The organism is Sporosarcina ureae (assembly GCF_029267015.1).
Lineage (GTDB): Bacteria > Bacillota > Bacilli > Bacillales_A > Planococcaceae > Sporosarcina > Sporosarcina ureae_D.
Window position 1 is genome coordinate 1 of record NZ_JARIEA010000040.1, and the last position, 24,819, is coordinate 24,819.

21 protein-coding genes are annotated in these 24,819 nt (G+C 42.0%); 2 read left to right on the top strand and 19 right to left on the bottom strand.

Translation table 11 applies throughout. From position 1 onward, the window contains the following. Nucleotides 1-160: 160 nt before the first annotated feature. The 3 genes from Q7P97_RS05735 to Q7P97_RS05745 form a co-directional block, all read right to left on the bottom strand. Nucleotides 161-2,809, bottom strand: coding sequence for an MMPL family transporter (locus Q7P97_RS05735; protein WP_303967796.1), 2,649 nt, complete (start codon nt 2,807-2,809; stop codon nt 161-163). A gap of 3 nt (nt 2,810-2,812) precedes the next feature. Further along, on the bottom strand, nt 2,813-3,259 hold the full coding sequence (locus Q7P97_RS05740) for a MarR family winged helix-turn-helix transcriptional regulator (protein ID WP_099625947.1): 447 nt from the start codon (nt 3,257-3,259) through the stop codon (nt 2,813-2,815). 117 nt (nt 3,260-3,376) lie between these two features. Continuing rightward, nucleotides 3,377-4,384, bottom strand: coding sequence for a YeiH family protein (locus Q7P97_RS05745; protein ID WP_303967841.1), 1,008 nt, complete (start codon nt 4,382-4,384; stop codon nt 3,377-3,379). Nucleotides 4,385-4,511: 127 nt separating this feature from the next. On the opposite strand from Q7P97_RS05745, the gene Q7P97_RS05750 reads away from it, so the two are divergent. Continuing rightward, complete coding sequence (locus tag Q7P97_RS05750) at nt 4,512-5,426, top strand: LysR family transcriptional regulator (RefSeq protein ID WP_303967844.1); 915 nt, start codon at nt 4,512-4,514, stop codon at nt 5,424-5,426. A gap of 84 nt (nt 5,427-5,510) precedes the next feature. Here Q7P97_RS05750 and Q7P97_RS05755 read toward each other — a convergent pair whose 3' ends face one another. The 16 genes from Q7P97_RS05755 to Q7P97_RS05830 form a co-directional block, all read right to left on the bottom strand. After that, nucleotides 5,511-5,657 carry a hypothetical protein gene (locus Q7P97_RS05755; RefSeq protein ID WP_303967798.1) on the bottom strand — a complete coding sequence of 49 codons (147 nt, stop codon included), beginning with the start codon at nt 5,655-5,657 and terminating at the stop codon, nt 5,511-5,513. 121 nt (nt 5,658-5,778) lie between these two features. Further along, on the bottom strand, nt 5,779-5,925 hold the full coding sequence (locus Q7P97_RS05760; protein WP_303967800.1) for a hypothetical protein: 147 nt from the start codon (nt 5,923-5,925) through the stop codon (nt 5,779-5,781). Nucleotides 5,926-5,999: 74 nt separating this feature from the next. Then, on the bottom strand, nt 6,000-6,167 hold the full coding sequence (locus Q7P97_RS05765; protein WP_303967802.1) for a hypothetical protein: 168 nt from the start codon (nt 6,165-6,167) through the stop codon (nt 6,000-6,002). A 94-nt stretch (nt 6,168-6,261) separates the two neighbouring features. Beyond that, entirely contained in the window at nt 6,262-6,495 is a 234-nt protein-coding gene (locus tag Q7P97_RS05770) for a hypothetical protein (protein ID WP_303967805.1), read from the bottom strand. 63 nt (nt 6,496-6,558) lie between these two features. After that, nucleotides 6,559-8,376, bottom strand: a complete 1,818-nt coding sequence (locus Q7P97_RS05775) for a cation:proton antiporter (protein WP_303967807.1) — start codon at nt 8,374-8,376, stop codon at nt 6,559-6,561. 85 nt (nt 8,377-8,461) lie between these two features. Further along, entirely contained in the window at nt 8,462-9,769 is a 1,308-nt protein-coding gene (locus tag Q7P97_RS05780) for a globin-coupled sensor protein (protein WP_303967810.1), read from the bottom strand. A 143-nt stretch (nt 9,770-9,912) separates the two neighbouring features. After that, on the bottom strand, nt 9,913-12,015 hold the full coding sequence (locus Q7P97_RS05785) for a methyl-accepting chemotaxis protein (protein ID WP_303967813.1): 2,103 nt from the start codon (nt 12,013-12,015) through the stop codon (nt 9,913-9,915). A 145-nt stretch (nt 12,016-12,160) separates the two neighbouring features. Next, nucleotides 12,161-13,756: a BCCT family transporter gene (locus Q7P97_RS05790; RefSeq protein WP_303967815.1), complete on the bottom strand. Its 1,596-nt coding sequence runs from the start codon at nt 13,754-13,756 to the stop codon at nt 12,161-12,163. Nucleotides 13,757-13,831: 75 nt separating this feature from the next. Next, the gene (locus Q7P97_RS05795; RefSeq protein WP_099626267.1) at nt 13,832-14,275 is read right to left on the bottom strand and encodes a RidA family protein; all 444 of its coding nucleotides are present in this window, start codon (nt 14,273-14,275) and stop codon (nt 13,832-13,834) included. Nucleotides 14,276-14,291: 16 nt separating this feature from the next. After that, nucleotides 14,292-15,026 (bottom strand): IclR family transcriptional regulator, encoded by a 735-nt coding sequence (locus Q7P97_RS05800; RefSeq protein ID WP_303967819.1) that lies wholly within the window; start codon nt 15,024-15,026, stop codon nt 14,292-14,294. A 78-nt stretch (nt 15,027-15,104) separates the two neighbouring features. Next, entirely contained in the window at nt 15,105-16,577 is a 1,473-nt protein-coding gene (locus Q7P97_RS05805; RefSeq protein WP_303967822.1) for an aldehyde dehydrogenase family protein, read from the bottom strand. Nucleotides 16,578-16,610: 33 nt separating this feature from the next. Further along, on the bottom strand, nt 16,611-17,411 hold the full coding sequence (locus Q7P97_RS05810) for a DUF3726 domain-containing protein (protein WP_303967825.1): 801 nt from the start codon (nt 17,409-17,411) through the stop codon (nt 16,611-16,613). Further along, a complete protein-coding gene (locus Q7P97_RS05815; RefSeq protein ID WP_303967828.1) occupies nt 17,393-18,415 on the bottom strand; it encodes a membrane dipeptidase in 1,023 nt (340 codons plus the stop codon). The genes Q7P97_RS05810 and Q7P97_RS05815 overlap by 19 nt, the downstream gene beginning before the upstream one ends. Continuing rightward, nucleotides 18,412-20,130: a hypothetical protein gene (locus tag Q7P97_RS05820; protein WP_303967831.1), complete on the bottom strand. Its 1,719-nt coding sequence runs from the start codon at nt 20,128-20,130 to the stop codon at nt 18,412-18,414. The genes Q7P97_RS05815 and Q7P97_RS05820 overlap by 4 nt, the downstream gene beginning before the upstream one ends. Nucleotides 20,131-20,295: 165 nt before the next feature. Then, complete coding sequence (locus Q7P97_RS05825) at nt 20,296-21,417, bottom strand: virulence factor (protein WP_303967834.1); 1,122 nt, start codon at nt 21,415-21,417, stop codon at nt 20,296-20,298. Between the two features lie 20 nt (nt 21,418-21,437). After that, nucleotides 21,438-23,318 (bottom strand): ABC-F family ATP-binding cassette domain-containing protein, encoded by a 1,881-nt coding sequence (locus Q7P97_RS05830; protein ID WP_303967837.1) that lies wholly within the window; start codon nt 23,316-23,318, stop codon nt 21,438-21,440. Between the two features lie 223 nt (nt 23,319-23,541). Here Q7P97_RS05830 and Q7P97_RS05835 point away from each other — a divergent pair, with 223 nt between their 5' ends. Beyond that, nucleotides 23,542-24,453, top strand: a complete 912-nt coding sequence (locus Q7P97_RS05835) for a methyl-accepting chemotaxis protein (RefSeq protein ID WP_303967839.1) — start codon at nt 23,542-23,544, stop codon at nt 24,451-24,453. Nucleotides 24,454-24,819: the final 366 nt, after the last annotated feature.

The window sequence follows — 24,819 nt, forward strand, 5'->3', positions numbered from 1 at the left end:
TTTGCCGCTCGCTTCCTTCAGATTCCGCGTCACCACGGACACCCTTGCGTTAAGCTAACTGTTACTTCCGCCTTCACAGTTCGGGACTTGCACCCTATAGACTGCGCCCATGCTGGGCGCACAAAAAGACACTCAGCCATTACAACTGAGTGTCCATACTTTATCCTCTAAACGGCCACCAGACACCTCGTCCGAATGAAACCGTAATTGCCGGAATGAGCAATGGCAATATAATTAAGCCGTATAGCAATAATCCTGAAATAACGATAGTTGCAATTTGTACGAGACTCAAAACACCTGAAGGCATCATGGCACCGAATGTTCCTGCTAAGATTACGGCTGCCGTAATAATAACTGTACCCATTTTCGCCATTGAATACATCAATGCTTCTTTGATTTTCATGCCTCCAATACTCTCTTCACGGAAACGATCGAGCAAGAAGATCGAGTAGTCTACACCGAGCGCAATGAGCATGATGAATCCGAAGAATGGAACAGCCCAACTGATACCGTCATAACCTAGACCGTTAACAAAAATCAGTTCCGTAATCGAAATCGCCGTATAATATGTCAGAAGTAACGAACCGATCATATAAAGCGGCATGATTGCCGAACGGAATAAAATGAATAACACAATGAACAATCCAATTAACATGATCGCTACTGTACGCGTAAAGTCAGCCGAAGATATATCATTTAAATCCGAGTTAATACTTGAAATACCACTGAACGCTAAATCCGCATCTTCAAATGGTGTGTCGATAACGGAACGCTTCACAGAATCTTTAATATCATGAACCGTAGAAATCGCTTCACGTGAATAAGGATTTTCCTCCAGTATGACTTCCATCAAGATTCCTTTTTTATCGTCGAATGTGTAACGATCGATCACTGGAGTGAACTCTTCATTATTAAGCGTTCCTTTAGGAATGAATAACCCCGTATCGCGCACACTTTTCGTATCCGCCATATCAGCGAGCATATCGGCAATCTCCTGAAGACCTGTTGTCACTTCAGCCAACCCGTCCTTCGAAGCTTTCACGCCACTACCTAGCTGTTTCAAACCACCTTTTAATTGGCCGATTTGTGAACCGCTTTGGTTAATTTGTGATCCAGCTCCTGCGATACCGCTACTGATCTTATCCAATTCATTTCCTAATGCATTTAATCCACCAGCTGCTTGTGCTGCAGGCAACCCTTGCTGTAAGCCGCCGGAAATCTGAGCGAGCTGACCGTTAATTTGCTCAATACCATTTGCTGCTTGGATTAATCCACTACCGCCACCCGCTCCACCGGAAGGTAGTTGGTTAGCTGCATCTCGCAAATTATATTGTACAGTTGCCAATCCTAGACGTATTTCCTGTATTCCATCATTCGCCTCTTGCATGCCGTCCGCCATCAAGCCAATTTGGTGATCTACATATAAGTCTTCTAATAGTTCACCGGTCGGACGTGTAACAGTACGGACACTTTTCACGCCATCTACTTTCTCTAAATCGCGAGAAATGGCTTCTAAATACGTAACGTCTCCTTCTTTAACAATTGGAGAATCTTTCTTCAGTAATACTTGCACAGGCAGTGAATCCCCTTCACCGAATGCATCAGAAATGAGATTCAACCCAATGACAGATTCTTTACTTCCATCAATTTCATCTACTGTATTGAATGAGAGATCATTGTCATACGTCAACAGTAGCGGAACCGTAATGATCGCTACAATTAACATGGAAAGTAGTGGGCGCATGACGGATACTTTACTGAATGCAATCCATAATTTACTGTCTTTATGAGAAGCAGCACCTTTAGCTGGCCAGAATAACTTGTCTTTTAATATAGACATCAATAATGGTACAACAGTGAATAGAACGAGCATTAATACGGCAATTCCCACAGCTACTGCAACTGCTGACTTAAATATCGGGAAATCTGCAAAACCGATTGCTGCGAAACCGATAAATACTGCAAGTCCACTGATAAATAGTGTACGACCTGCCGTTTTATAGGTGTTAATAATCGCTTCTTCTACTTCATGACCTGCGAGTAATTCTTCTTTATAACGGCTTAGCAACAAAATACAATAATCTGTCCCAAGACCGAATAAAATCGCCACTAAGAATATTTGTGTATAGTTCGAGACAGGGAATCCAAACCAGTCGATGAAAAATGCCACGAATGACTGACTCAATAAATAGGCAATTCCCACCGCCACTAACGGTACGAATGGAGTAATAATCGAGCGGAACACGATGAGCAAAAGAGCAAATATCAATACAACGGTAATCAATTCCGTCTTTTTCAATCCTTCTTGTGCACTCTCATTCACATCATTATTAATGATGGCTTCGCCTGTCATATAGACTTTATCATCTTTTGACACAATATCTTTCTCGATTTTCTCTGCTAACTGAATAATTTCTTCTTGTGTACCGTCTACAGTAATCGGAAGCAAGACGGTTTTCTTATCCTTTGAAACGAGTTGTCCTTCCATTTCTTCACTTTCAAATGGATCTAAGACATCTGTTACGATTTTACTAACTTTCTTAATTTCTTTAGCTGCAGCTGAAATTTCTTTTTTCTTTGTTTGATCTGCTGCTTTTTCTAAATCATATACTAGCGAAATCGTTTCATCTGCTTGCCCTGCATCTTCTAGCATTTGCGCAGCCTTTTGCGAATCTGCCGAATCGAGCAATTGGAATGATCCCGCCTTCTCTGCTTGCTTCGCCAAATCAGGTGCAAGTATGAATAGGACGACAGTCAACACAACTAATCCTATCGCTATAGGCCATTTGAATTTCAACACAGTTTTCACCCGTTATCTCCCCCTCGTTACTAAAATTGATTTTAATTTACGGAATGTTTCAATGAATTGTTCCAGTTCTTGTTCGTCTATTCGATCTTCGAACAATTTTTCGATACTATCATATATTGCTGCATTTGAAACAGACAGTACTTCAAGACCTTTTGCAGTCAGTGAGATTCGATTGATCCGCTGATCGTTTGGATCTTTTTCTGACTGGACAAGATCTTTCTCGACGAGTTTCTTAAGACGTGTCGAAATGGCACTTTTATGTACTCCTTGAATTTCCGCCAATTGTCCACTAGATAGATAGCCATAGGCAGAAAGAATTTTTAGTACTTGGATTTGTTCTGGAGAGTAGTCTTTCCAGATCGGTACATCCAAATTTTTCACAACATGTTCCGTTCCGTAAATTATAACTTCTTCAAATAATTCTACTGCTTCTTGAAGTTGATCTTTCAAAGTAGTCCACCCCCTAAACCAATAATTAATAGTTTAGGGGGTGGACTAAATAAAGTCAACAAAAAAGCCAGCTTAAAAGAGATTTTCTCTCCTGCTGGCCTTCATTGAAATAATCTATTAAATAATAAAGTACGCGATGACGGATAGTAATATGGATGTTACTGTCATGGCAGCTAGCGGACGCATCGCACGATCTTTTAAGTCTCGTAAACTGACGTTTAGTCCAAGTCCTACCATAGCCGCTGTCAGTAGCCATGTGGTCAGCGTGAAAACACCTTCCATTACGTTGTCAGATACAGGAATAGAATGTCCGAATACATAGCTTCCAAGGACACTTAAGATAATAAATCCTACTAAGAACCATGGGAACTCAATTTTAGCACCCGATTCGTCAGTATCTTTGTTTTTGCGTTTCATTATGAAGATCAAGATAAAGCAGAGCGGTACTAATAGGAATACACGACCGAGTTTGGCTAGTAAAGCTATAGCTAAACCGTCTTCTCCTGCGGGTGCACCAGCTAATGCAACGTGCGCCACTTCATGTAAACTGATACCTGCCCACATTCCGTACTCGATTGAATCAAGCGGAAGGATTGGACGTAAAATGGTATAGCCAATCGCAAACACAGTTCCCATTAACGCGATAATTCCTACACCAATTGCGGTATCTTCATCTTTTGCCTTAATGATTGGTGCAACTGCAGCAATGGCAGCCGCGCCACAGACCCCTGTTCCGACCCCTAAGAGCAAGGAAATATTTTTATCTGCTTTAAATACTTTAGCGAGCCAGATCGTCATGAAGATAGCAAAAATGATGACCCCTACATCTCGAACAAGTAAACCAAGACCGTCACTTAAAACTGTATCTATATTTAATTTCAAGCCGTATAAAATGATAGCAGCACGTAGTAAACGCTTCGATGAAAAAGCGATCCCACTTCGAATTATTTCAGGATAACCGAAAAATTGACGATATGCCACCGCGATAATAATTGCGCATGCCAGTTGTCCGATATGATCGAAACCTGGTACTTTTGCTAATAAATAACCTAAAAATGCAATGAAGAATGTAAATGCTATTCCGCCGATCCACGACACCCATTTGGATGGACGTTTTTGAATCATCTTTGAAGTAACCACGATGACATCACCTCCTGTCACAAGTATATAAAACCATTCGCTATAAGTGAAATAACAATTTATAATAGGTATGATAAGTAAAACGTTATACACGGAAAGGAGTTGCTTTCCCATCGACCAGCAACTGCAAGTATTCATCGAAGTAGCCGAGAAAAAGAACTTTTCAAGAGCTGCGGAAGAACTGCATATGACACAACCCGCTGTCAGTCAATATATTCGTTCATTAGAAGAATCCATTGGTGTTCGACTACTTGAGCGGACCAATAAATACGTGCGGCTCAATCAAGCCGGAGAAATTGTCTATCATCACGCGAAAGAAATCATCGGATTGTATTCTAGAATGCAGAATTTAGTTGATGATTTAGCTAACAAAGCAAGTGGTCCACTTACGATCGGTGCCAGTTATACGTTTGGAGAGTATGTTCTTCCACACATCTTGTCCAAGCTTGTCGCGGATTATCCATTGATCGAACCGCAGGTGACGATTGGCAATACAGCAGACATTGCGGAACTAGTCATCACCCACCAGCTCGATGTCGGCCTGATCGAAGGACACTTCAAAGAAGCCGCGCCTTTGCAGAATGAAGATTTTGCAGAAGATGAAATGTACGTCGTCACTTCCGTCGATCATCCAGTTGCACAGAAAAAAGGACGTCGACCCATTACTGAGTTAGAAGATGATATTTGGCTGTTGCGCGAAGAAGGATCAGGTACGCGCGAAGCGGCAGAACTATTCTTCTATCAGTCAGGATTTTATCCGAAACGTATTATGCAGTTTAGTAGTACGCAACCGATTAAAGAGTCCGTGGAGGCAGGTCTTGGCGTGAGTTTGCTGTCGCAGTGGGCGATCCAAAAAGAGTTACACTACGGTGATATGAAGGCGTTGTCTATAAAGGGAACGCCATTCAAACGTCATTTTTCGATTGTGACGAATTCCCCTTTCCAAACGAAGGCGTTGCAGGTTTTTATTGAGTTGTTGAAGAATAGTGAAGAATTAACTGTGTTGAATGTGCGTAGTGGGGAGTAGTGCTGGTGACTGGGTTGAGTATACGGGTAATTTGTTCGTAAAGTTAAGTAGGATACGATGTTGGGTAGTTGTTTTTGCAAACCCTTACTTTTCCTTGTTTTGTGCAGAGGTAGTGGTTTGACTGGCTATGTAAGTGGGGCGGGCATTGGCCCCACTTCGGCGGTGGTGGATGGCTTCCGCAATGAGCCAGACAGGAAGAGCGCCTGGCTGTCTCATTACTACGCCTACCACGTGCAGCCGCCTGCGTTAGATAATGTGTAGGGCAGTTCAGGTACTTGTTTTTCGAGTACACGGATTATTTGTTTGTACTAGTAAGTAGGATACGATGGTAGGTAGTGGTTTTTGCAACCACTTACTCTTCCTTGTTTTGTCCAGAGGTAGTAGTTTGACTGGCAGTGTAAGTGGGGCGATCATTGGACCCACTTCGGCGGTGGTGGATGGCTTCCGCAATGAGCCAGACAGGAAGTGCACCTGGCTGTCTCATTACTACGCCGACCACTGGCAGCCGCCTTCGTTAGATCAGGTGTAGGGCAGTTCTGATTCTTCTTTTGCTAGGATAGGAACTAGTACTACTCAGTCACTGGTTTTATCTCCTATAAACCACAACCAAACTTGGTAAGTACTTAGTAGCGCAGGCACAACTGCGGGGTCGGCCGTGGCCATGAGACAGCTAGCAGCCCTACCGCTAGTTGGCTCATGGCTGGAGGCAATCCCCCACGTGCCTGCTCGAGTCCAAAACATGACCCTCACTACTTTTCATGCACAAGCCCATGTCGAGCAACGATCCAATCTATCTCCTAATGACTTTGCCAAAACGAAGAATTGTACCACCCAGTCACTGGTTTTCATCTTCTATAAACCACAACCTGACATGGTAAGTACTCAGCAGCGCAGGCACAACTGCGGGGTCGGCCGTGGCCGTGAGACAACTAGCAGCCCCACCGCTAGTTGGCTCATGGCTGGAGGCAATCCCCCACGTGCCTGCGCGAGTCCAAAGCAAGGCCTTCACTACTTTCCATGCACAAGCCAAACTCGAGCAACGATCCAATCTATCTGTAACGTCGAACAACGCCCCTACCCCAAGAAAAAAAGACTATCAAAGCAAGAAACTCACTTTGACAGCCCTACTTACTTAAGAATTAGCCGGAACACCCTGCTTTAACTTCAACACCACCAACTGATCACCAGCATCCAACGAAATCTTCTTCTGAAGCGTAGCAAATACCAATGTCTCATTCTTCTTCTTCACAAACAACGCAGTCGCCGTCTCCGGAATAATCTCCTTAAACACTAAATCAGTATCCGTACCTTCCCACTCGAACAAACCAATTTCATAATCCGTATTAATCTTGCGGTTTAGCTCTGGGAACGTAGCCCCCTCTTCGAACAACAAATGAGCTTTCAGCGAAATCGGCAATGCCGACTTACTCATCGTATGATTGGAAACAGCTGTCAGAGAAAAAGTGTTGTTAAACCCAAACTCTGGCGCAAACGATTGCGTGATCAATGCGTTATACGACGCATCTCCAGTCATCGACAAAATCGTATCATACGGTGCCAAATCAATAGAAAATCTTGATCGTTCCGATAACATCTGCCCCATGAACGTGTCAATTCCTGCTTCAATCGCAGGGCGTAAACGTCCTTGTGAAGGATCGACTATCAATACCGGAATATTCATCTCTTTTAATTGCATAGTTAATTGAATCGAAAAACTACTCGCGCCTACTATGAGCACGCCTGGCGGTTCATTACTTGCCAAGTTCAACTTTTTCGCTAACGGTCCTAACGTAAATCCATGCGCAGTAACCGTAATAAACACCAGAGCAAAGGTCAATGCTGTCAGCAAAGTAGCTTCTTCATAACCATCTTCTGCAAGTGTCGAAGCGAAATAACCCGCAACAGTCAATGCGACAATTCCTCTAGGCGCAATCCAGCCAATAAGCAACTTCTCTCGCCAGACCAGTTCGGTACCAATCGTCGAAATCCATATCGATAATGGTCGAACAACAAACAGCATAACCAACACGAATCCTATAATGGGTAATGTAAAGATCTGCGCAATCGTTTCTCTTGCGAGCGAAGCTGTTAATAAAATAAAGACTGTAGATGTCAACATGACGGACACATTTTCAACAAAATGACCGACGTTTCCAATAGATGAAACATAGCGCTTTGAGCGACCTAAAACAAGTCCCATAACCGTTACGGCAAGCATTCCTGTTTCGTGCATAATGACTTCTGCCATCGTAAAGCACAGCAGCACAAACGCCAGAATGACGGGTGATTTCAAGTACTCAGGAAACTGACCTCTATTCGCCATGACGCTAATCAATAATCCCATTGCTAATCCTAGAAGTGCAGCAAGTGCAGCACCACCAAAGAAGTTTAATAAGTAATTCATCGATAAATGATCATTCGTCAATACTTTGATCACTTCATAAGCAAACAACGCTAGCAACGGACCAGCAGGATCTACGATAATCCCTTCCCACTTTAGTACGGCCGCGGTTCGCGCTTTTAACTTTGCATTGCGTAATAACGGAATAATGACCGTTGGACCCGTTACGACAAATAGGCCTCCAATGATGAACGACACTTCCCACGTCAATCCCGCAATGTAGTGTGCTGTAAACGAACCTAAAATCCATGCTAAAAATGCACCCAATGTAACAACTCGGAAAACAGACTTCGAAATGTCCTTTATTTCCCGAAAGTCTAGATTGGAACTTCCTTCAAATAAAATAATTGCTACGGCTAGTGAAATGAGCGGACTATACAGCTCGTCCAAAGCAACTTCTGGATTCACCCACCCCATAATCGGACCTATTAGTAAGCCCGCAATCGACATGATGAAAATAGATGGCCATTGGATTTTCCACGCTAGCCATTGCGAGAAAATACCGAGCGCTAAAATGGCTACAATGCTAATTAGTGCTGCTTCTTCCATCGATACACCCGCCTTCATAATGATTTTATTATTTGCTCAGTGTACCAAATGACGAGCAGTATGCATACTAGAATGACATTCTAGTTTATAAGTCTTCCGCTAACTGAATTAACCCATCTGAAGAATGGGCGATTATTTCAATTGCTTGATTGATTTCTTCCAAGATCTGAACAGTATTTTCAATGGATACTCGTGATTCATCCGTTTGTACTTTCATTCTTGTTACCGCTTGAACAATCTCATCGTAGGATTGCGTCACTAGTTCGTTTTCTGTTGCACTTACTTGAATCAGCTTTTCCATCATTTTCATAAAATTTGCCATCTCAGTGATATTCGTTTTGGTCTCCTCAATCATGCCGGTCACTTTACCAATCGCTTGTTTCGTTTCTGTCGACAAATTTCGCACTTCAGCCGCAACTACAGCAAACCCTTTGCCGTGTTGCCCTGCGCGTGCTGCTTCAATTGCGGCGTTCAATGAAAGTAAATTTGTTTGGTCGGCTATGGAAGTAATAAGCGTCACTACACCTTGAATTTGTTCAGAAGAATGATGTAGCGCCTTCATCCGAGTAGTAAAATCTGCCATATGTTCGACTATTTGCGCAAATTGTTCAGATTGAGTGACCACTAGTTCCTTCCCCGCCAATGAAGTGTTTTCTGTCTCCGTAATAAAATGAAGGTTTTGTATCGTCATATTTTCTAGCATACGTGCTTTATCGGATAACTCTTCTGTCGACGCGTTCGTCTGCTCACTAATTGCTGCTAGATTCTGGGACGTATTCAATACTTGATTCTTCACTACTTCTTTTGATTCTTCAACCTTTTGTCGATTCAATGCATTTTCTTCTTCATACGCATCCAAAACTAACTGTTGTTCAAAGTTCATAACCTTCATAAAAGCACGCAATGTACTAAATTGTCTTTTCTTGGGCATGTCTTGTTGTTCAATAAAAGAGAAAAATTCTTCATACAATGATTCAACTGCTGCTAGATACCATTTCGGCTCCAAACCGATATGTACGTGGACCTTCGCGATAATTCGTCTTTGCTTCAAATAGCTTTCATCAATCGTCCCTCGAAATATTGACTGCATATGTTTTGTCAAGGAACCTTTCAAGCGATCCATACTACTATGTTCCGCAATAATATGCAGAAGTTGAGGTTGTCCATCCATTGCTTGATAGAAACGATCCGTCATCATAGGTAATACAGGTTGTATTTGCCCCTGCATACAGGAGAGATACTTCAAATCTGACTCTGTTAGATTAATCATCCGCAGTTGTTGTTTTATATCAGGGTGTTTTTCTAACGATATACTACCGATACTATACTGTGCGGGATGTTGGTCTTTATCTGTTGCTAGTTGTTTTTTATCTCTTTTAAATAAACGTACCATTTGGCTTCAACTCTCTCATGTAATATTAGTAAGTCTTTTATTCTATTTCCTTGTTTATTTACGATACAAAACTTATGTAACAATGTACATAGACAGATAAAAACAGAAGTGGACAATGCCACTTCTGTTTTTCATATTATTCATTATGATAATTTAAATCGATCCACAACATTTCGTAATTCTCCTGCAATTTGATTCATCTGATTCGTAGAGTCCGCCACATTTTCTAATTCGCCTTGTTGCGCGGCAGCTGATGCACTCACTTGTTCAGATGATGCGGCCGTCTCCTCTGAAATAGCGGAAACATTTTGGATGGCCAAAATAGCTTCATCTTTGTATTCCATCATTTCAGCAAGTTTCTCGGATAGTTCCGTAATTGACTCGCGTATTTGATCGGTGATACTTGCATTTTGTACAAAGGATTCTTCGGTGTCCGTAACGGACTGATTTTGACCATCCATTGATTTCATGTTTAGATCAATAACTTCAACCGTCTGACGTGATTCCGATAAAATTTCTTTTACAGTTTCTTGAATGACTTCTGTTTCTCTGCGAGATTGCTCCGCTAGCTGACGTACTTCATTGGCAACCACTGCAAATCCTTTACCACTTTCACCCGCACGTGCTGCTTCAATACTTGCATTGAGCGCTAGCAGATTCGTACTCGCTGTAATATCATGCAATGTTTGAATGACCTGATTAATAGATGAAATCTTATTTGTCAGCGTCTGGATTTGAAGTTGTACTTTTTTATTCATTTCATTTGCTGCCGTATTATGATCACGCAGTTTTCTCACTTCCGACATTCCATTTCCCGAAGAATTAGATGCATCAGTAGATAATTGGTTCATCGTCATGAACATAGTATGGATGTGATCCATGCGGTCTGCCAGGTCTGAAATTCGTAAGCTTGTCACTTCTGTATCTTCGGATTGCTTGGATGCGCCTTGTGCAATTTCATCTGTCGCTACCGACACTTCTTGGTTCGCAGCTACAAGCTCTTCAAAAGCATGTGTCACTTGCGATGATGAATCACTTAATTGAACCGAAGACTGCTGGACTGTTTGCAAGGCTGCATTAGTCTGGCGCAGCATATCATTATAAGCGAGTGATACTAATCCTATCTCATCACGGTGTAGATTCTGTTCATCTACCATCATAGTTAAGTCTCCTGCAGCAGCTGTTTCCATTGATTTCTGCAACGTTTTTAAAGGTCTTAATTGGCGGTAAATAAATCCTGTCGATGCGATTGACATCATCAAAACAATCACAATAGCTGAGATAATTGTAATCCATAAGATGGTATTGAATGTGTCTAGAATAACCGATCTTGGTGTCACAGTTTGTACTGTCCACTTTTCATTAATATCTCGTAAGTTGATAGGTGCAAAAGCGTTAAATGCTTGTTCTCCTAAACTTTGGGAGTCTACATAAGTACTTGTCAGTTCGCCTTTATCGAGTACGACTTTAGCAGAGTTCCAATCAATCGCATCTGCCATATTGGTATCGTTCAATTCAGGCTTCAAGCTATTTGCCGTAATAAAACCAGCATCGGTAATAATAGAAGCATAACCGCCTTCTGGTTTAATGGTTTTTACTACATCTGTCAAGAAATCAATTGATAGGTCGGTAGTCAACAAACCAAAATAATTTCCTGCCGCATCTATCAATGGTACCGAAATAGTAGTCATGAGAATCGTTTGACCGTTCGTTTCATATGCATATGGTTCCGTCAAAATGGAGCGTGCTTCATTTTTCGGAACAGTATACCAGCTATTCGCTGTGGGATCGTCCATTCCACTTAATGGTTCAACATCAGTCGTATTGTCTTTCTTAAAGATATAAGGAATGAATTGCTGATTTTCATCAAGAAGATTTTTGGGTATTACTTCCTCTTCAGAGAATGCAGACTGATTAACTACAGCTGCCATACCTGTTGCGTCATCATTCTTCTGTAAATTGTTCTTGATAATTTGAATGATTTCATCGGGATGCATATCACCTGTCGCTTGTAGTGTTTCTAGTATATGACTAGTTGTACGTAGCATTTCATTCGTTTCTTTTAATTTCACACTCAGTACGAGTGAACTTTTGTTTGCACTTTCCAATGCAAATTCTTCGGCGTCTTTAATACTTTGCTTATGTAGCATGACACTTGTAACGACTGAGTAGACTAAAAACAGTAATAAGAATAACGCGATAATTAATCCTGAGAGTTTCATCGCAATACTTGCAGACTTCTTCACTTTATTGGTCCTCCTAGTAATTTATGATTAGATTAACAGTATACCTTTAGTCCTTACTAAATGTATACTGTTTTAGATGAATGTCACATATAAAAAACCTTGCCTAGTAGACAAGGTGAATTTCAGACTATTATGGGTCTTCCGTTTAGTTTATTTCGTCGCTTACTGCTTCGTTTTTCTTTTTCTTTGTAGAATTGATTTCTACATTTTCCGCTGTCGCTTCCTCACCAAATTGTTCTGCGTATAGTAGCTTAGCAGCTTTTGGAGCAGCCCAAAATGTAGGTAATAGTAAGAGTGAGACCGGTATGGCTGTCACTACAATAAATGATTGGATTGCCTCCACTCCGCCTTCGCTTATCATTAATAGTACGCTCGCAACCGCACCCATGATGACTGCCCAAAATACGCGCATAGTTTTAGGCGGATGTCCGTCCCCCGTAATCGCAACGGAAATCGTATACGCCATGGAATCCCCTGTTGTGACAACGAATAATATGGTTACAAGGAGGAATAATGGTCCAATTACCATATTTAATGGCAGCTGCTCGGTAATGGCTATCATCGCCGCAGGCATACCCGAAGTATTTAGCGCTTCTGATATTACGCCTGGCTGTGCGAGTTCATAAAATATGCCTGCACCTCCGACAGTAGTGAACCAAAATGCTGTAACAATTGGTGCCGTAATGGATACCGCTAATACTAACTCGCGAATTGTACGTCCGCGTGTAATCGTAGCGATAAAGATTGCCATCATCGGTCCATAACCGAGGAACCAGCCCCAGAAAAAGATTGTCCATGATCCAAGCCAACTAGAATCCCCCCGGAATGTAGCCATGCCAAAGAATTCTTGAAGATGGACACCCGATGATGAAATGAACGTATTGATAATAAATCCACCTGGTCCCAATATCAGAATTGCCACCATTAATATCAATGTAATGATTACATTTAAATTACTCAGGAATTGAATTCCTTTGCGTAATCCCGTTACAGCTGAAACAGTAGCAATTGCTACGACACCGATAATGATAAGAATCTGTGTCGTTAACGTATTCGGTACGCCGAATAAAGCTTCCATTCCATAAGCGGCCTGCAGACCAAGAAATCCAATCGGCCCAATTGTACCGGCAGCTACTGCAATGATGGAAAATGCATCAATAGTAGTCCCTAAAACACTTTTACGCATGATCTTTTCACCGAGGATTGGATAAAGCAATGTACGTGGCTTTAACGGCATACCTTTAGAATAATGAGCATACATGAGCACAATCGTCCCTAACGTACCAAGTATCGACCATGCAAGGAACCCCCAGTGCAAATACGATTGAGCGAATGCTGGGATAATAGCACTTTCCGTTCCGGATACAGCTTCTGTGAAAAGTGGAGGTCGATCTAAAAAGTGATACATCGGTTCTGCTGCGGCCCAAAAAACGCCACCCCCTGCAAGCAACGTCGTCATAATCATTGCTAGCCATTTGAAATAACCGATTTCTGGCGCATTCATTCCACCCAAGCGTATCTTCCCGTACTTTGAGAATGCCAGGAATAGCGCGATAAAAAATGTACCCATTAATAATATTTGCCAAAACGCTCCAAAATATTTTACAGCGAATGCAAATGTCCAATCTACCATATTTGCCACGAAATCCAAGTTAATGAATGACGCCACGACAAAAGCTACAAGCAATCCGCCGCTAATAAATAATACGGGACGATCCGTTTTTGATTCATACTTATTCAAAGTCTTGCCTCCTCTAAGTTGCGATCGCTTGTAACCGCTTACTTTATGTATAGCGGAGAAGTTTTCTCCACTTTATTATTTCACTTCCACAATAACATCGATTTCAACAGCAGCACCACGTGGTAACATCATGCCTACTGCAGTACGTGCGTGTGCGCCCACATCTTCACCGAATACCTCAACAAGTAAATCCGAAGCACCGTTCATAACTTTTGCTTGTCCAGTAAAATCGAACGCAGTGTTAATCATGCCGAGCAATTTAACGAACTTTGTCACGTTCGACAGCTCGCCAACTTCTTCTTTAATCGTAGAAAGTGCGAAAAGAATAGCTTGTCTTGATGCCGCGTAACCTTCTTCAATTGTCAGAGTATCGCCTACTTTACCAATTACGTCATACGATAATGAACCGGATAAAAATAAAAGATTACCTGAGCGTACACAAGATATGTAATTTCCACCTTTTGCACGTTTTTCAGGTAGTTCCAATCCTAGTTCTTGTAATTTGTCTTCTGGTCTCATTTGTATCCCATCCTTTTCATAATGCATTCTTTATTTTTTCTGTGGCAGCAAGTAATGTGGCTATATGCGGTTCCATCGTTTTGCGATTCCATCTGAACATGGGCCCTGAAACAGATAAAGCACCAATTACTCGATGTTGCTTATCAAAAACTGGTGCCGACAACGCAGCAACATTTGTATTGATTTCTTCTTCATTCGTTGAATAGCCTTGTTTTCTAACTTCATCTAAAATCTGTTCTAGCTCGTTTCTTTCCTCCACGCGTAGCGAAGCTAGTAATCTTTCCTGTAATTCAGGTGGCTGGAAAGCGAGAATAGCCCGTCCACTTGCACCTATATGAATCGGCAATCGTTTACCGATTCCAACTGTGCGTCTGATTTCTTGCTGGCTTTCATACTCCAGTACACAAATACGCATTTGCCCTGTAGGCATATAAAATCCAACTGTCTCTCCAGTATCATCTCGCAATGACATAAGCCATGGTTCTACGACGGGTGCAATAGGCATTTCCGTCAAAATTTTATTGGCATAATCCAAAAAGATTGTACCTAATGAATATAGTTTTGAACGAGGATCCTGAAATACCATACCTTCTAGTTTCAATGTTGTAAGCAAGCGATGCACGATTGTTGTCGATAAACCAAGACCTTTACTTATATCACTGACACCTTGTGGACCCGATACGTCGTTCAAATAGTTGATCACGGATATGGCCCGCACTACTGTGGATGATACTTCTGGTGTCTTAGTCATTTTCATGAACTCCTTTTACGCGTTGAATAGAAAAAAAGAGGAATGAATGCTCTATTCCTCTTCTTTGTCTACCCTAACTTAGTTGCTGTTGATATAACGTGTTTTGTTCTGGCAATAGAATTCAACCGCTTCACTGCCGAGTTCCTTGTAAGTTCCAGTACTTGATTGCTTATATCCGCCAAATGGTGCTTGGAAGAACGTACCTGTCGTTGTCATGTTCACTTTAACAATACCTGCTTGAATTTCATTCAACGCACGGTTCATGTATGTCAAGTTGCGTGTGCAGATCGCTGCAGACAGGCCGAATGCTACGTCGTTAGCTACTTCAATCGCTTCGTCAATCGACTCGATTTCGATGATGCTAATAACAGGACCGAATACTTCTTCCTGTGCAATCGTCATTTCCGTCTTCACGCCGCTAATTACTGTCGGTTCTACGAAGTATCCTTTATCCGAACCTTCGAATTCAGGAATACCGCCACCAGTTAAGATTTCTCCGCCTTCAGCTTTCGCTTTTTCGATTAAATCAAGTGTTGATTGACGCTCTCCGTCACTAACTTGAGGTCCCATAGTTACCCCTTCGTCCATACCGTTACCGATCTTAATTTTCTTAGAAGCTTCCACTAGCTTATCCGTGAACTCCTGACGAATATCTTTGTGCACGAGTACGCGGCTAGTTGCTGTACAAGCTTGACCTGTTTGACCGTATCCACCTGCTACTGCAAGTTGAACAGCTGCATCCACGTCTGCGTCTTCCATGACGAGCAATGGGTTCTTACCACCCATTTCAAGCAATACACGCTTCATATCTTTTGCTGCTTCTTTATAAATCAAGTTACCTACACGGTTTGATCCTGTGAATGTAATGGCTTTTACTGCAGGATGATTGATCATTTCTGTTACTAGACGACCCGGTCCTACTAATTGGTTAACAACCCCAGCAGGAACGCCAGCTCTTTCAACGATTTCGACGAACTTCTGTGCTGTTAATGGTGTTTCAGATGAAGCTTTCAACACAACTGTATTACCGCTTAGAATGGCAGGTGCGATTTTCCAAGCTGGAATTGACAATGGGAAGTTCCAAGGTGTAACAACTAATACAACACCTAGTGCTTCTTTATGCAATTCGATTTGAACGCCTGGCATGTCTGATTCAACGATACGTCCTGTCATGCGACGACCTTCTCCTGCGTAGAACTTCACGATGCCCGCTGCATAGTTTACTTCCTTAAATGCATCCGCATATGTTTTTCCTTCTTCTTGAACGATAATGCGTGCAATTTCATCTGCTTCTGCTTCCATGATGGCTGCAATTTTATATAGATATTCACCTCTTGCAGGAGATGGTGTTTTGCTCCACTCTGGGAATGCTTTTGCTGCTGCATCGATAGCTGCTTGCGCATCGTCAGCATTAGATTGCTTAACTTTTACAACTAGCTCGTCTTTATTCGCAGGGTTTCTGATTTCCAACATATCTGTACCAGAAGTTTCTACCCATTCACCGTTAATATAGTTCTTCAATACTTTCACTTCATTTGTAACTGTCATCATGTATATTCTCCTCCAGCTAATAAATTTAGTTCGTTATGCCATTTCTCCTGCGCCGCGTTCACGCGATTGATCAGTAGACTCCACTAACATACGCTTGCCTGTCTCGTTCAAGTCTAACCATAATTCTCGGCTAACTTCCGTTCCAAACTGCCAAGATGATTCCCATCTCTGTTCAAAATCGTCTGTCGTTGTTAAAATATATTTCGTGTCTATTGTGTTCTCGAACCGATCTATTATTTCGTCGACTTCCTCGACCTTAGTAGTACCGAACATACAAAACCTCGTTGTGACGGAAGGTAACTTCAGTTTATTGTCACCTGTCAGCCCCAATTCTTTATTTATACCTTCTATAATATCTTCATTATCACGCTTATGAATCATGATCGGATACATGTAATTAGGTGATGAAATAATCAATGAAGAATGACTGGGTTTCTTATACAAAATGATACTCGCATGTCCTTTTCGCGAGATATACATCGCTTGCTGCACGAGAACACGTGACGGTCGTGTATCACGTACACAGACCGCTACTGACGATTGGTCTTCTAAGCGTGCAATTAAATAATCAGCGCATGCTTTTCCAAGCAACATACCGCTTTGCTTTCCGCCATCGATCACCGTTACGCTATTAGATTCATTCAGTATTTCGATTTCTTCTATTTCACCTTGCAAAGCCGGTAATTCATCCCAAAGTTGCTGTAAGCCATACAACCCTAGGAACTCCGCATTCGCTACGGTTTCGGCTCCTTCTTCCGCATACCCATAAGGAACTCCGAGCGCTTGGAAGATCTTCTTGCAGTGAGTATATAATTCTAAGTGAGAGACACGCATTTCGCCAACTCCTTCTCAGACTTGAACCCTTCCGTAAAGAACCGGTGCCAGTTGCCGCCCATAATTTTGGAAATTTCTTCATGTGTCATACCGCGAGCTTCTAATCCATTTGCGATATTCGGGAAATCGTCTGGTGTCTGGAACCATTCCGGCCAATCCGGCCATCCTGGACTCGCTTTCGAACCTGCACCGTAATCGATTTCGTGTGTCCAGCGCCCCATACGCATCCACGCTAGGAAGTCTGTAGACATATTATGCGTTAAGTCCGTTCCGATTCCTACATGGTCAATCCCCATGAAATCAACTGTACGGGCAATCATATCGCAGAACTCTTCCAATTTCGTATCCGCTCCGTTGATTAAATGAGGATATGCACAAACTCCAAGTACCCCTTTGTTATCACGTAATGCTGTAAGAATTTCTTCTGACTTGTTACGTTTCGACGGATAGATCCAATCTGGATTAGCGTGTGTAATAGCTACAGGACGACTTGAAAGTGCTAATGTATCAAGGGATGTCTTCGTTCCGACATGCGACAAGTCAATAACCATACCTACACGGTTCATTTCCTTGATGACATTTTTGCCGAATCGTGAAAGGCCTGGATCTGTCTCTTCATAGCAGCTACTACCGATCAAGTTTTGGTTATTATACGTCAGTTGCATGATCTTAACGCCCATCTCATTGAATACAGATACGAGGCCTAACTCGTCTTCTAAAGCGGATGTATTTTGTGCACCCAACATGATTCCGAGTTTACCACTACGTTTTGCTTCATCAATGTCGGCTCCCGTTTTCACCGGTAGAATTAAATCGTCATTTTCTTTAAAAAAGCGATGCCATTCCGCTACTTTCGTCAACGTTTCACGAGCGTTTTCCCATAGTCCTACACAAGCGTGAACAGCTGTTACGCCACCTTTTTGTAGCATAATGACAAAATCGCGGTCCCATTTACTTAATTCTAAAGCATCTATTACAATCATATCTCTCATATCAACAGTCATTTGATCTCCTCCGCTTTCGGTAATAATGGATAGAACCAATCATCTTCGAATGAAGTAGTTCCAATTTCTTCAACTAGCGGTGCTCCTTGGAATAGCGTAATCCGTACCCAACGATTGGACTTCGGATCATACCGTTCAGCACCATATATCGCTAGTTTACAACGCAATAGATATACCGGAAGTAGATCTTTTCCTGTCAGGTTCGCTTGTATCTCACCATACTCGAGACCGTCCAACGATTGGATTCTTCTAACAATCCCTCTTAGCTCCGGCTTTTTCAGTAAGAATGCCGCTACTTTCAGATCATCATCACAGACCTCTATTTCCGTAGCTAGTTGCTGTACTTGTTCTGCAATATTCATCGGCATGTACAACTCATCACCCGGATCAACTCCACGTTCTCCGATACGCGGTTCTTCCTTTTCAGCAGAACGGTACCAGAAATAATGTCTTGATTCAGGTTTTGTGAAATCGTACTGAAACGCCCACTGATATTGTTTTCGAATAATTTCACGCAATGAACCAATAGACATTTCAGGTATCAAATGAAGACCATCGTCCGCATTCGTCTGATGCTCTAAGTCGACGATTACTTCTGGATAAAGATCAATCAGTTCTGAGTTAATCAATTCCTGTGCTTCCATAGTGTAGTTGGCTTGTACTTTTTCCGTTAGCTCCAACCACAGTCTGCCTACTTCATGATTGGAATGCTCTATTGTGTGACAAACATCTTCTACTAACTTGGAAATCTCTCCGATTTCTGTTGCCAAGTCCCTTGGATTATTAAATACTTCCATATTCGGAATGGGAGCGTCTTCAAAGAACGTATGAACTTGTTGTAGTTTCTCAATGAAGCGCTTGCAATCATCTGCTGTTGGTTTCATTTTCTTTGCACGAGCCAATGCTACTTCACGAATCCACATCCACTGATGGAGAAGTTTTGGATGGGAGATCAAGTAAGGTACCATTCCAAGTCCTGTTGCATTCCCCGTCCCGAATAGTTTTTTAATTTCAGGATTTAATGTAGTTGCTTGTGGATTATTTTTGCGCGCAATATGTTCCACCAGATCAAAACTGAAGTGACGCAACATATAGACAGCAAACATTTGAGATAGATAGGCGCCACTAAACGTATGATTATCTTTCATATGTTCATAAGGTGCAATTCCAAATTTACCATTTCCATAGACTGCAGTTGTACGGAATAGATAGCCAATATCGTAAATGATTTCTGCATCAGGCTGCTTACCTTGAGATAGCGCTTCCACTACATGAGAAAAAACACGTTGGCTCTTATTCGCTCTCGACCATACGAGATCCGTGACATCTCCTCGGCCCATTTCCTGTTTCGGAAGTTCTTGTTTCATTCGTTTTAATTTTTTATCGGAAATCGCTCCATCGCAAAGTGCAAATGTAACATCCCATCTTTCAGAAATGACTCGATCGCTTCGAGTTTCTTCACTGATCTCACGGGATAATGCGACAAATGTATACTGTCCTTGTGGGGTAGTAATACTATAAAGCGCTTCACCGTAACCTTCATCGTTTATATCAAAAGTTGTTTGCTCAATTTCCCAAGCTTCACGCATCATTTTACGAACTAAAATGCGCAAAAAGCTGAGACTTGTTGAGCGCATTACGCCAAGTCGTTGGATGTCCATTACTTCAGATGCCGGTCTTAGCGCATCTGTGTTTTCAATAGCTAATTTAAACATGTAAAACCCTCCATTCTTCTACTCCCACAAAATATATACTTTCACGATTATCGGAATGACTTTCCGAATATCTACCTCTATCATAAACCCGTTTGAATTCTCTGTCAACAATTCTATAAAAAAGTCCATGAAGATTCATAATGAATCTTCATGGACTAGAGTAGTTTATTTAGTTCTTTCGGTCATTTGGCGCCAGATTGAACCTTTTGCTTCTTCGCCTTCTTCAATTCTTGCGATCGCCATACGAACTTGCAGTTTCACTTCAAACTCGTTATCATTTTCTGCTTCATGCAGTGCAGGCAAGGCTTGTTCTGTTCCGGATTCATAGAGGAACATAGCTGCACGCCAACGGACCAACTTGTTTTTATCTTGTAGCAGACGGATAGCCGCAGCTTCAAAACCAACATAGCCAAGGTCGCTCATGCAGTCTGCAGCTGTACGGCGGACCGCCCAACTTTTGTCTTCTAATGCTTTTTCGATATACGGAATGACGGTTTCATCTTCAATCATACCGAGATACACTGTAGCGAGTCTGCGGATCGACGTTTTCTCGTCTTTCAGTGCCATCATCAATACGGGATAGTCTGACTCGTCTGGATCCGGCATTTGATCAAGCAATCGGAAGCGTGTTTCCCATTCCGGAACGATAAATTCCGATACTGTCACTTTCTTTCCACGAGTTATGGTTTCCTCGTCTGCCTTTTCCGCTTTCTTCACAAGCTCATGCAATCGCGCTTCAGGATATGCAGCTTCAAGTTCTAAAACCACTTGCTCGCCTACTTCTTGCAATTCTCCGTAACGGATTCCGTAATCTGCCCATTTTCGAAGTAAGATATAGTTTTCTACCTCGGAATGGTGAACGCTTTCCATTGCTTGAATGAAACGTTCACTTAATCCAAATCTAGATTCCTCATCACTATTGAATACTTTCACTTGTAACGGAATCTCTTTGTATGTCTGTACATGAACATAGACTTCCCCGAAGTGCTCATCTATCTCTTGTTCTTCGGCTTGCGTTGTCGTTTCGCCGCCTTCATTTAAAACGGAACGTACTTCGGCAAGAATGGATTCCCACGCAACATTTCCAATTCGCTCTACTGCCATAAAGTCTAATACATGATAGATTCCTTTAATTCCTTGAATAGCCAAAAGAGAACGAATCGGCTCAGGTGCCTGTGCTTCATCTTTCTTCTTATAGTTATGACTAGTTCCATCAGGTAAAGGGGTATCTAAAACAATTTTCATGGAATTTGGACTTGGTGTCGGTTCAATCGATTTGATTTTCAAGAAAATCTCCTCCAATATAATTAATCAGCTAATTCCTGCAAATAAGACCAGCGCTCGACTAATTCCTCGTATTGCTGATTCAGGTTGGCCAGCTGTTCATCAAGTTGACGAAGCTGATCGTAATCTGAACCTGTAGTCGTCATCTGTTGTTCCGTTTCTGCTATTTTTTCTTCTAACTTTTCTATGTCCGACTCAATGGTTTCGAACTGCTTTTTTTCAGCGTAAGTCATTTTCTTCTTAGGCTCTTTAACTTCTGGAGTCGGAACAGCAGTCGCAACTTTAGCTTGTGGCTTCACGTCTTTTGTATTCTTTTCATCGAGATAGTCCGAATACAGACCAAGGCGTACATCGATTTCACCTGAGCCGTCTAAAATCCACAGCTTACGTGAGATCCGATCCAAGAAGAAACGGTCGTGGGAAATCGTAACGACTACTCCAGCGAACGTATCAATGAATGATTCCAAAACTGAAAGTGTTTCGAGATCTAAGTCATTCGTCGGCTCATCCAGCAGTAAAACGTTCGGCTGCTCCATTAATAACTTCAATAGATAGAGACGTTTACGTTCCCCACCTGATAATTTACCAATTGGCGTTCCGTGTGCAGAGGAAGGGAATAAGAATCTCTCCAACATTTGCGTCGCAGACAATCGCTCACCGTCTCCTGATTCAATATCATTGGACGTCTCACGAATATATTCGATAATCCGCTGATTTTCCTTCATTGGTGGTAAATGCTGATGGAAATGAGCAATCTTTACGGTAGAGCCTGTATCGACTTCTCCACTGTCCGGCATGGTCGTTCCATCTAGCATTTGAAGAAGTGTCGTCTTGCCTACACCATTCGGTCCGATAATCGCAATACGTTCTTTCGCTTGTAGAATAGCAGAAAAACCATTTAAAATAACTTTATCGTCAAATCGTTTCGTAATATTATTAATTTCCAACACCTTTTTACCAAGACGTGTCGTTTGTAAATCCATTTCAAAGTCGAGTGACTCATCGGTCTGCTTCACTTTCGCTTGAAGATCATCAAAGCGGTCAATTCGCGCTTTCTGTTTCGTCGAACGCGCTTTAGCACCACGGCGAATCCATTTCAATTCACTACGATAGCGATTACGGTCTTTCTGATCCGAAGCAGCTGACATCTCTTCACGCAGTGCTTTTGACTCCAAATAATCAGCATAATTTCCTGTATGCGAATAAAGGGTTTTGTCAGCTAATTCGTAAATATGCGTAGCCACTTGATCCAAGAAGTATCGATCGTGTGTAACAAATAAAACTGCCCCTTGAACATTTTGTAAGAAATCTTGCAACCACTGAATTGACGCAACATCCAGGTGGTTCGTAGGCTCATCTAGTAACAATAAATCTGCTGGTTCGATTAACACTTTAGCGAGGGCGACACGCTTCAGTTGACCACCTGATAATTCGCCCATTTTCTTATCGAATGTCTCAATACCAAGCTTCATTAATATAGTACGTGCCAATGCATTTAAATCCCAACCACCCGTTGCATCCATTTCATTTTGATAAAATGAGTAACGTTCCTGATACTCTTCATTTGAAGAATCTTCAGTAAGCAGTTGCAATGCATGCTCGTAATTAAGATTTGTACGAATAACAGGCGCATCGCTTTCAAATACCGCTTCCATTACCGTTAAGTCCGGATTGACAATCGGTTCTTGAGGCAAATAGGCTACACGGAATTTATTCGGATGATCCATAGTGATCGTATCCGCACTTCCCTGTCCAGCAAGTATAGATAACAACGTAGATTTCCCCGTACCATTAATCCCAATTAAACCTATCTTGTCGCCGCTTTTCAAATTAAACTCCACATCTTTAAAAAGTGTTTTCTCTCCAACTGTTTTAGTTAATTTCTCTATTACTAAATGACTCATCGTTGCACATCCAATCTTCAAATTGCTTATGTTCTTAGTATAGCCGAAATTCCAGCAAGTTGAAAACATGCACACCTTGATTTATTACTTGCCAGTAGGGATTTTGAATTATAGACACACATTCAAAATATATTTTTACAGTCTATGCCATTTCATTAGACTCTATGGTTTAATAGATGAAAGAGCTTTCATAAACATTTGTAAGCCTAAAGGAGCTGTATTCATGGTACAATCTACCGAACATCAAGTAACCGATATGTTAGTCGTACAAGCTTTAGAAGACAATTTGGCCATCATTCGTTTTGATATGAACCGTCGTATCGCCTATGTAAACAAAAACTTCGCCCATACGGTTGGCTACGAGCCAGAAGAAATGATTGGAATGAAGCATGAAAAACTTTGCTTCGATAGTTTCCTTGAAAGTAATGCCTATGAAAAACAATGGCAAGATTTCAACAAGGGCATTAGCTATCAAGGCAAAATCGAACGTAAACGTAAAGATGGGTCTGCAGTGTGGCTTGAAGCAACATATATGCCGGTTTTGGATGATAAGCATAGAAAAGTGATCGGGGTTACAAAAATCGCGACGGACATTACAGAACGACAAAATGCCATCGTTGAAGTCGTCAATGAGATGCATAAAATGGCAGAAGACCTCACCCAACAAGCAAATGCTGGAATGAATCGAAGTACGGAATTATTGACCATGATCGAGCGGATAGCCGCTGTCTCTGAACAGAACACGAGTTCATTACAAAATCTAGAAGTTCACTCTCAAGATATTCAAGGCATCGTGACGACCATACGCGCGATCGCGAGCCAAACCAATTTATTGGCTTTGAATGCAGCGATTGAAGCGGCACGAGCTGGAGAATACGGACGTGGGTTTGATGTGGTGGCAAAAGAAGTTCGGAAACTTTCAGGTAATGTACAGGATTCCATCGTCGAGGTGCGTAAAGGCATTGAAACGATCACGGAGGATATTGGTGTGATTTCACAAGGTACTTCATTGGCGCAGCAAAATATTGTGCAGTGTCAGAATGAAATCGAAATTGCTATGAATGACTTCCGCTCGATTGCGTCGTCGGCTGCTGATTTGGAGAGCCAGTCGCAGGAAGTGGGACGGATTATCTGATTAAAAATGAGCTATCTCTTGGAAGTTGGTACTTCTAAGGGATAGTTCTTTTTGTGAGAGTTATGTTTTGGTGGAGGAAGTAAGTGGGACGGTCATTGGCCCTGCTTCGGCAGTGGTGGATGGGGTGTAGGGCAGTTCAGATAGTTGTTTTTAGAGTACACAGGGAAGGTGTTCGTATAAGTAAGTAGGATACGATGGTGGGTAGTTGTTTTTGCGCCCCCTTACTTTTCCTTGTTTTGTGCAGAGGTAGTAGTTTGACTGGCAGTGTAAGTGGGGCGATCGTTGACCCCACTTCGGCGGTGGTGGATGGCTTCCGCAATGAGCCAGACAGGAAGAGCGCCTGGCTCATTGCTACGCCTACCACGT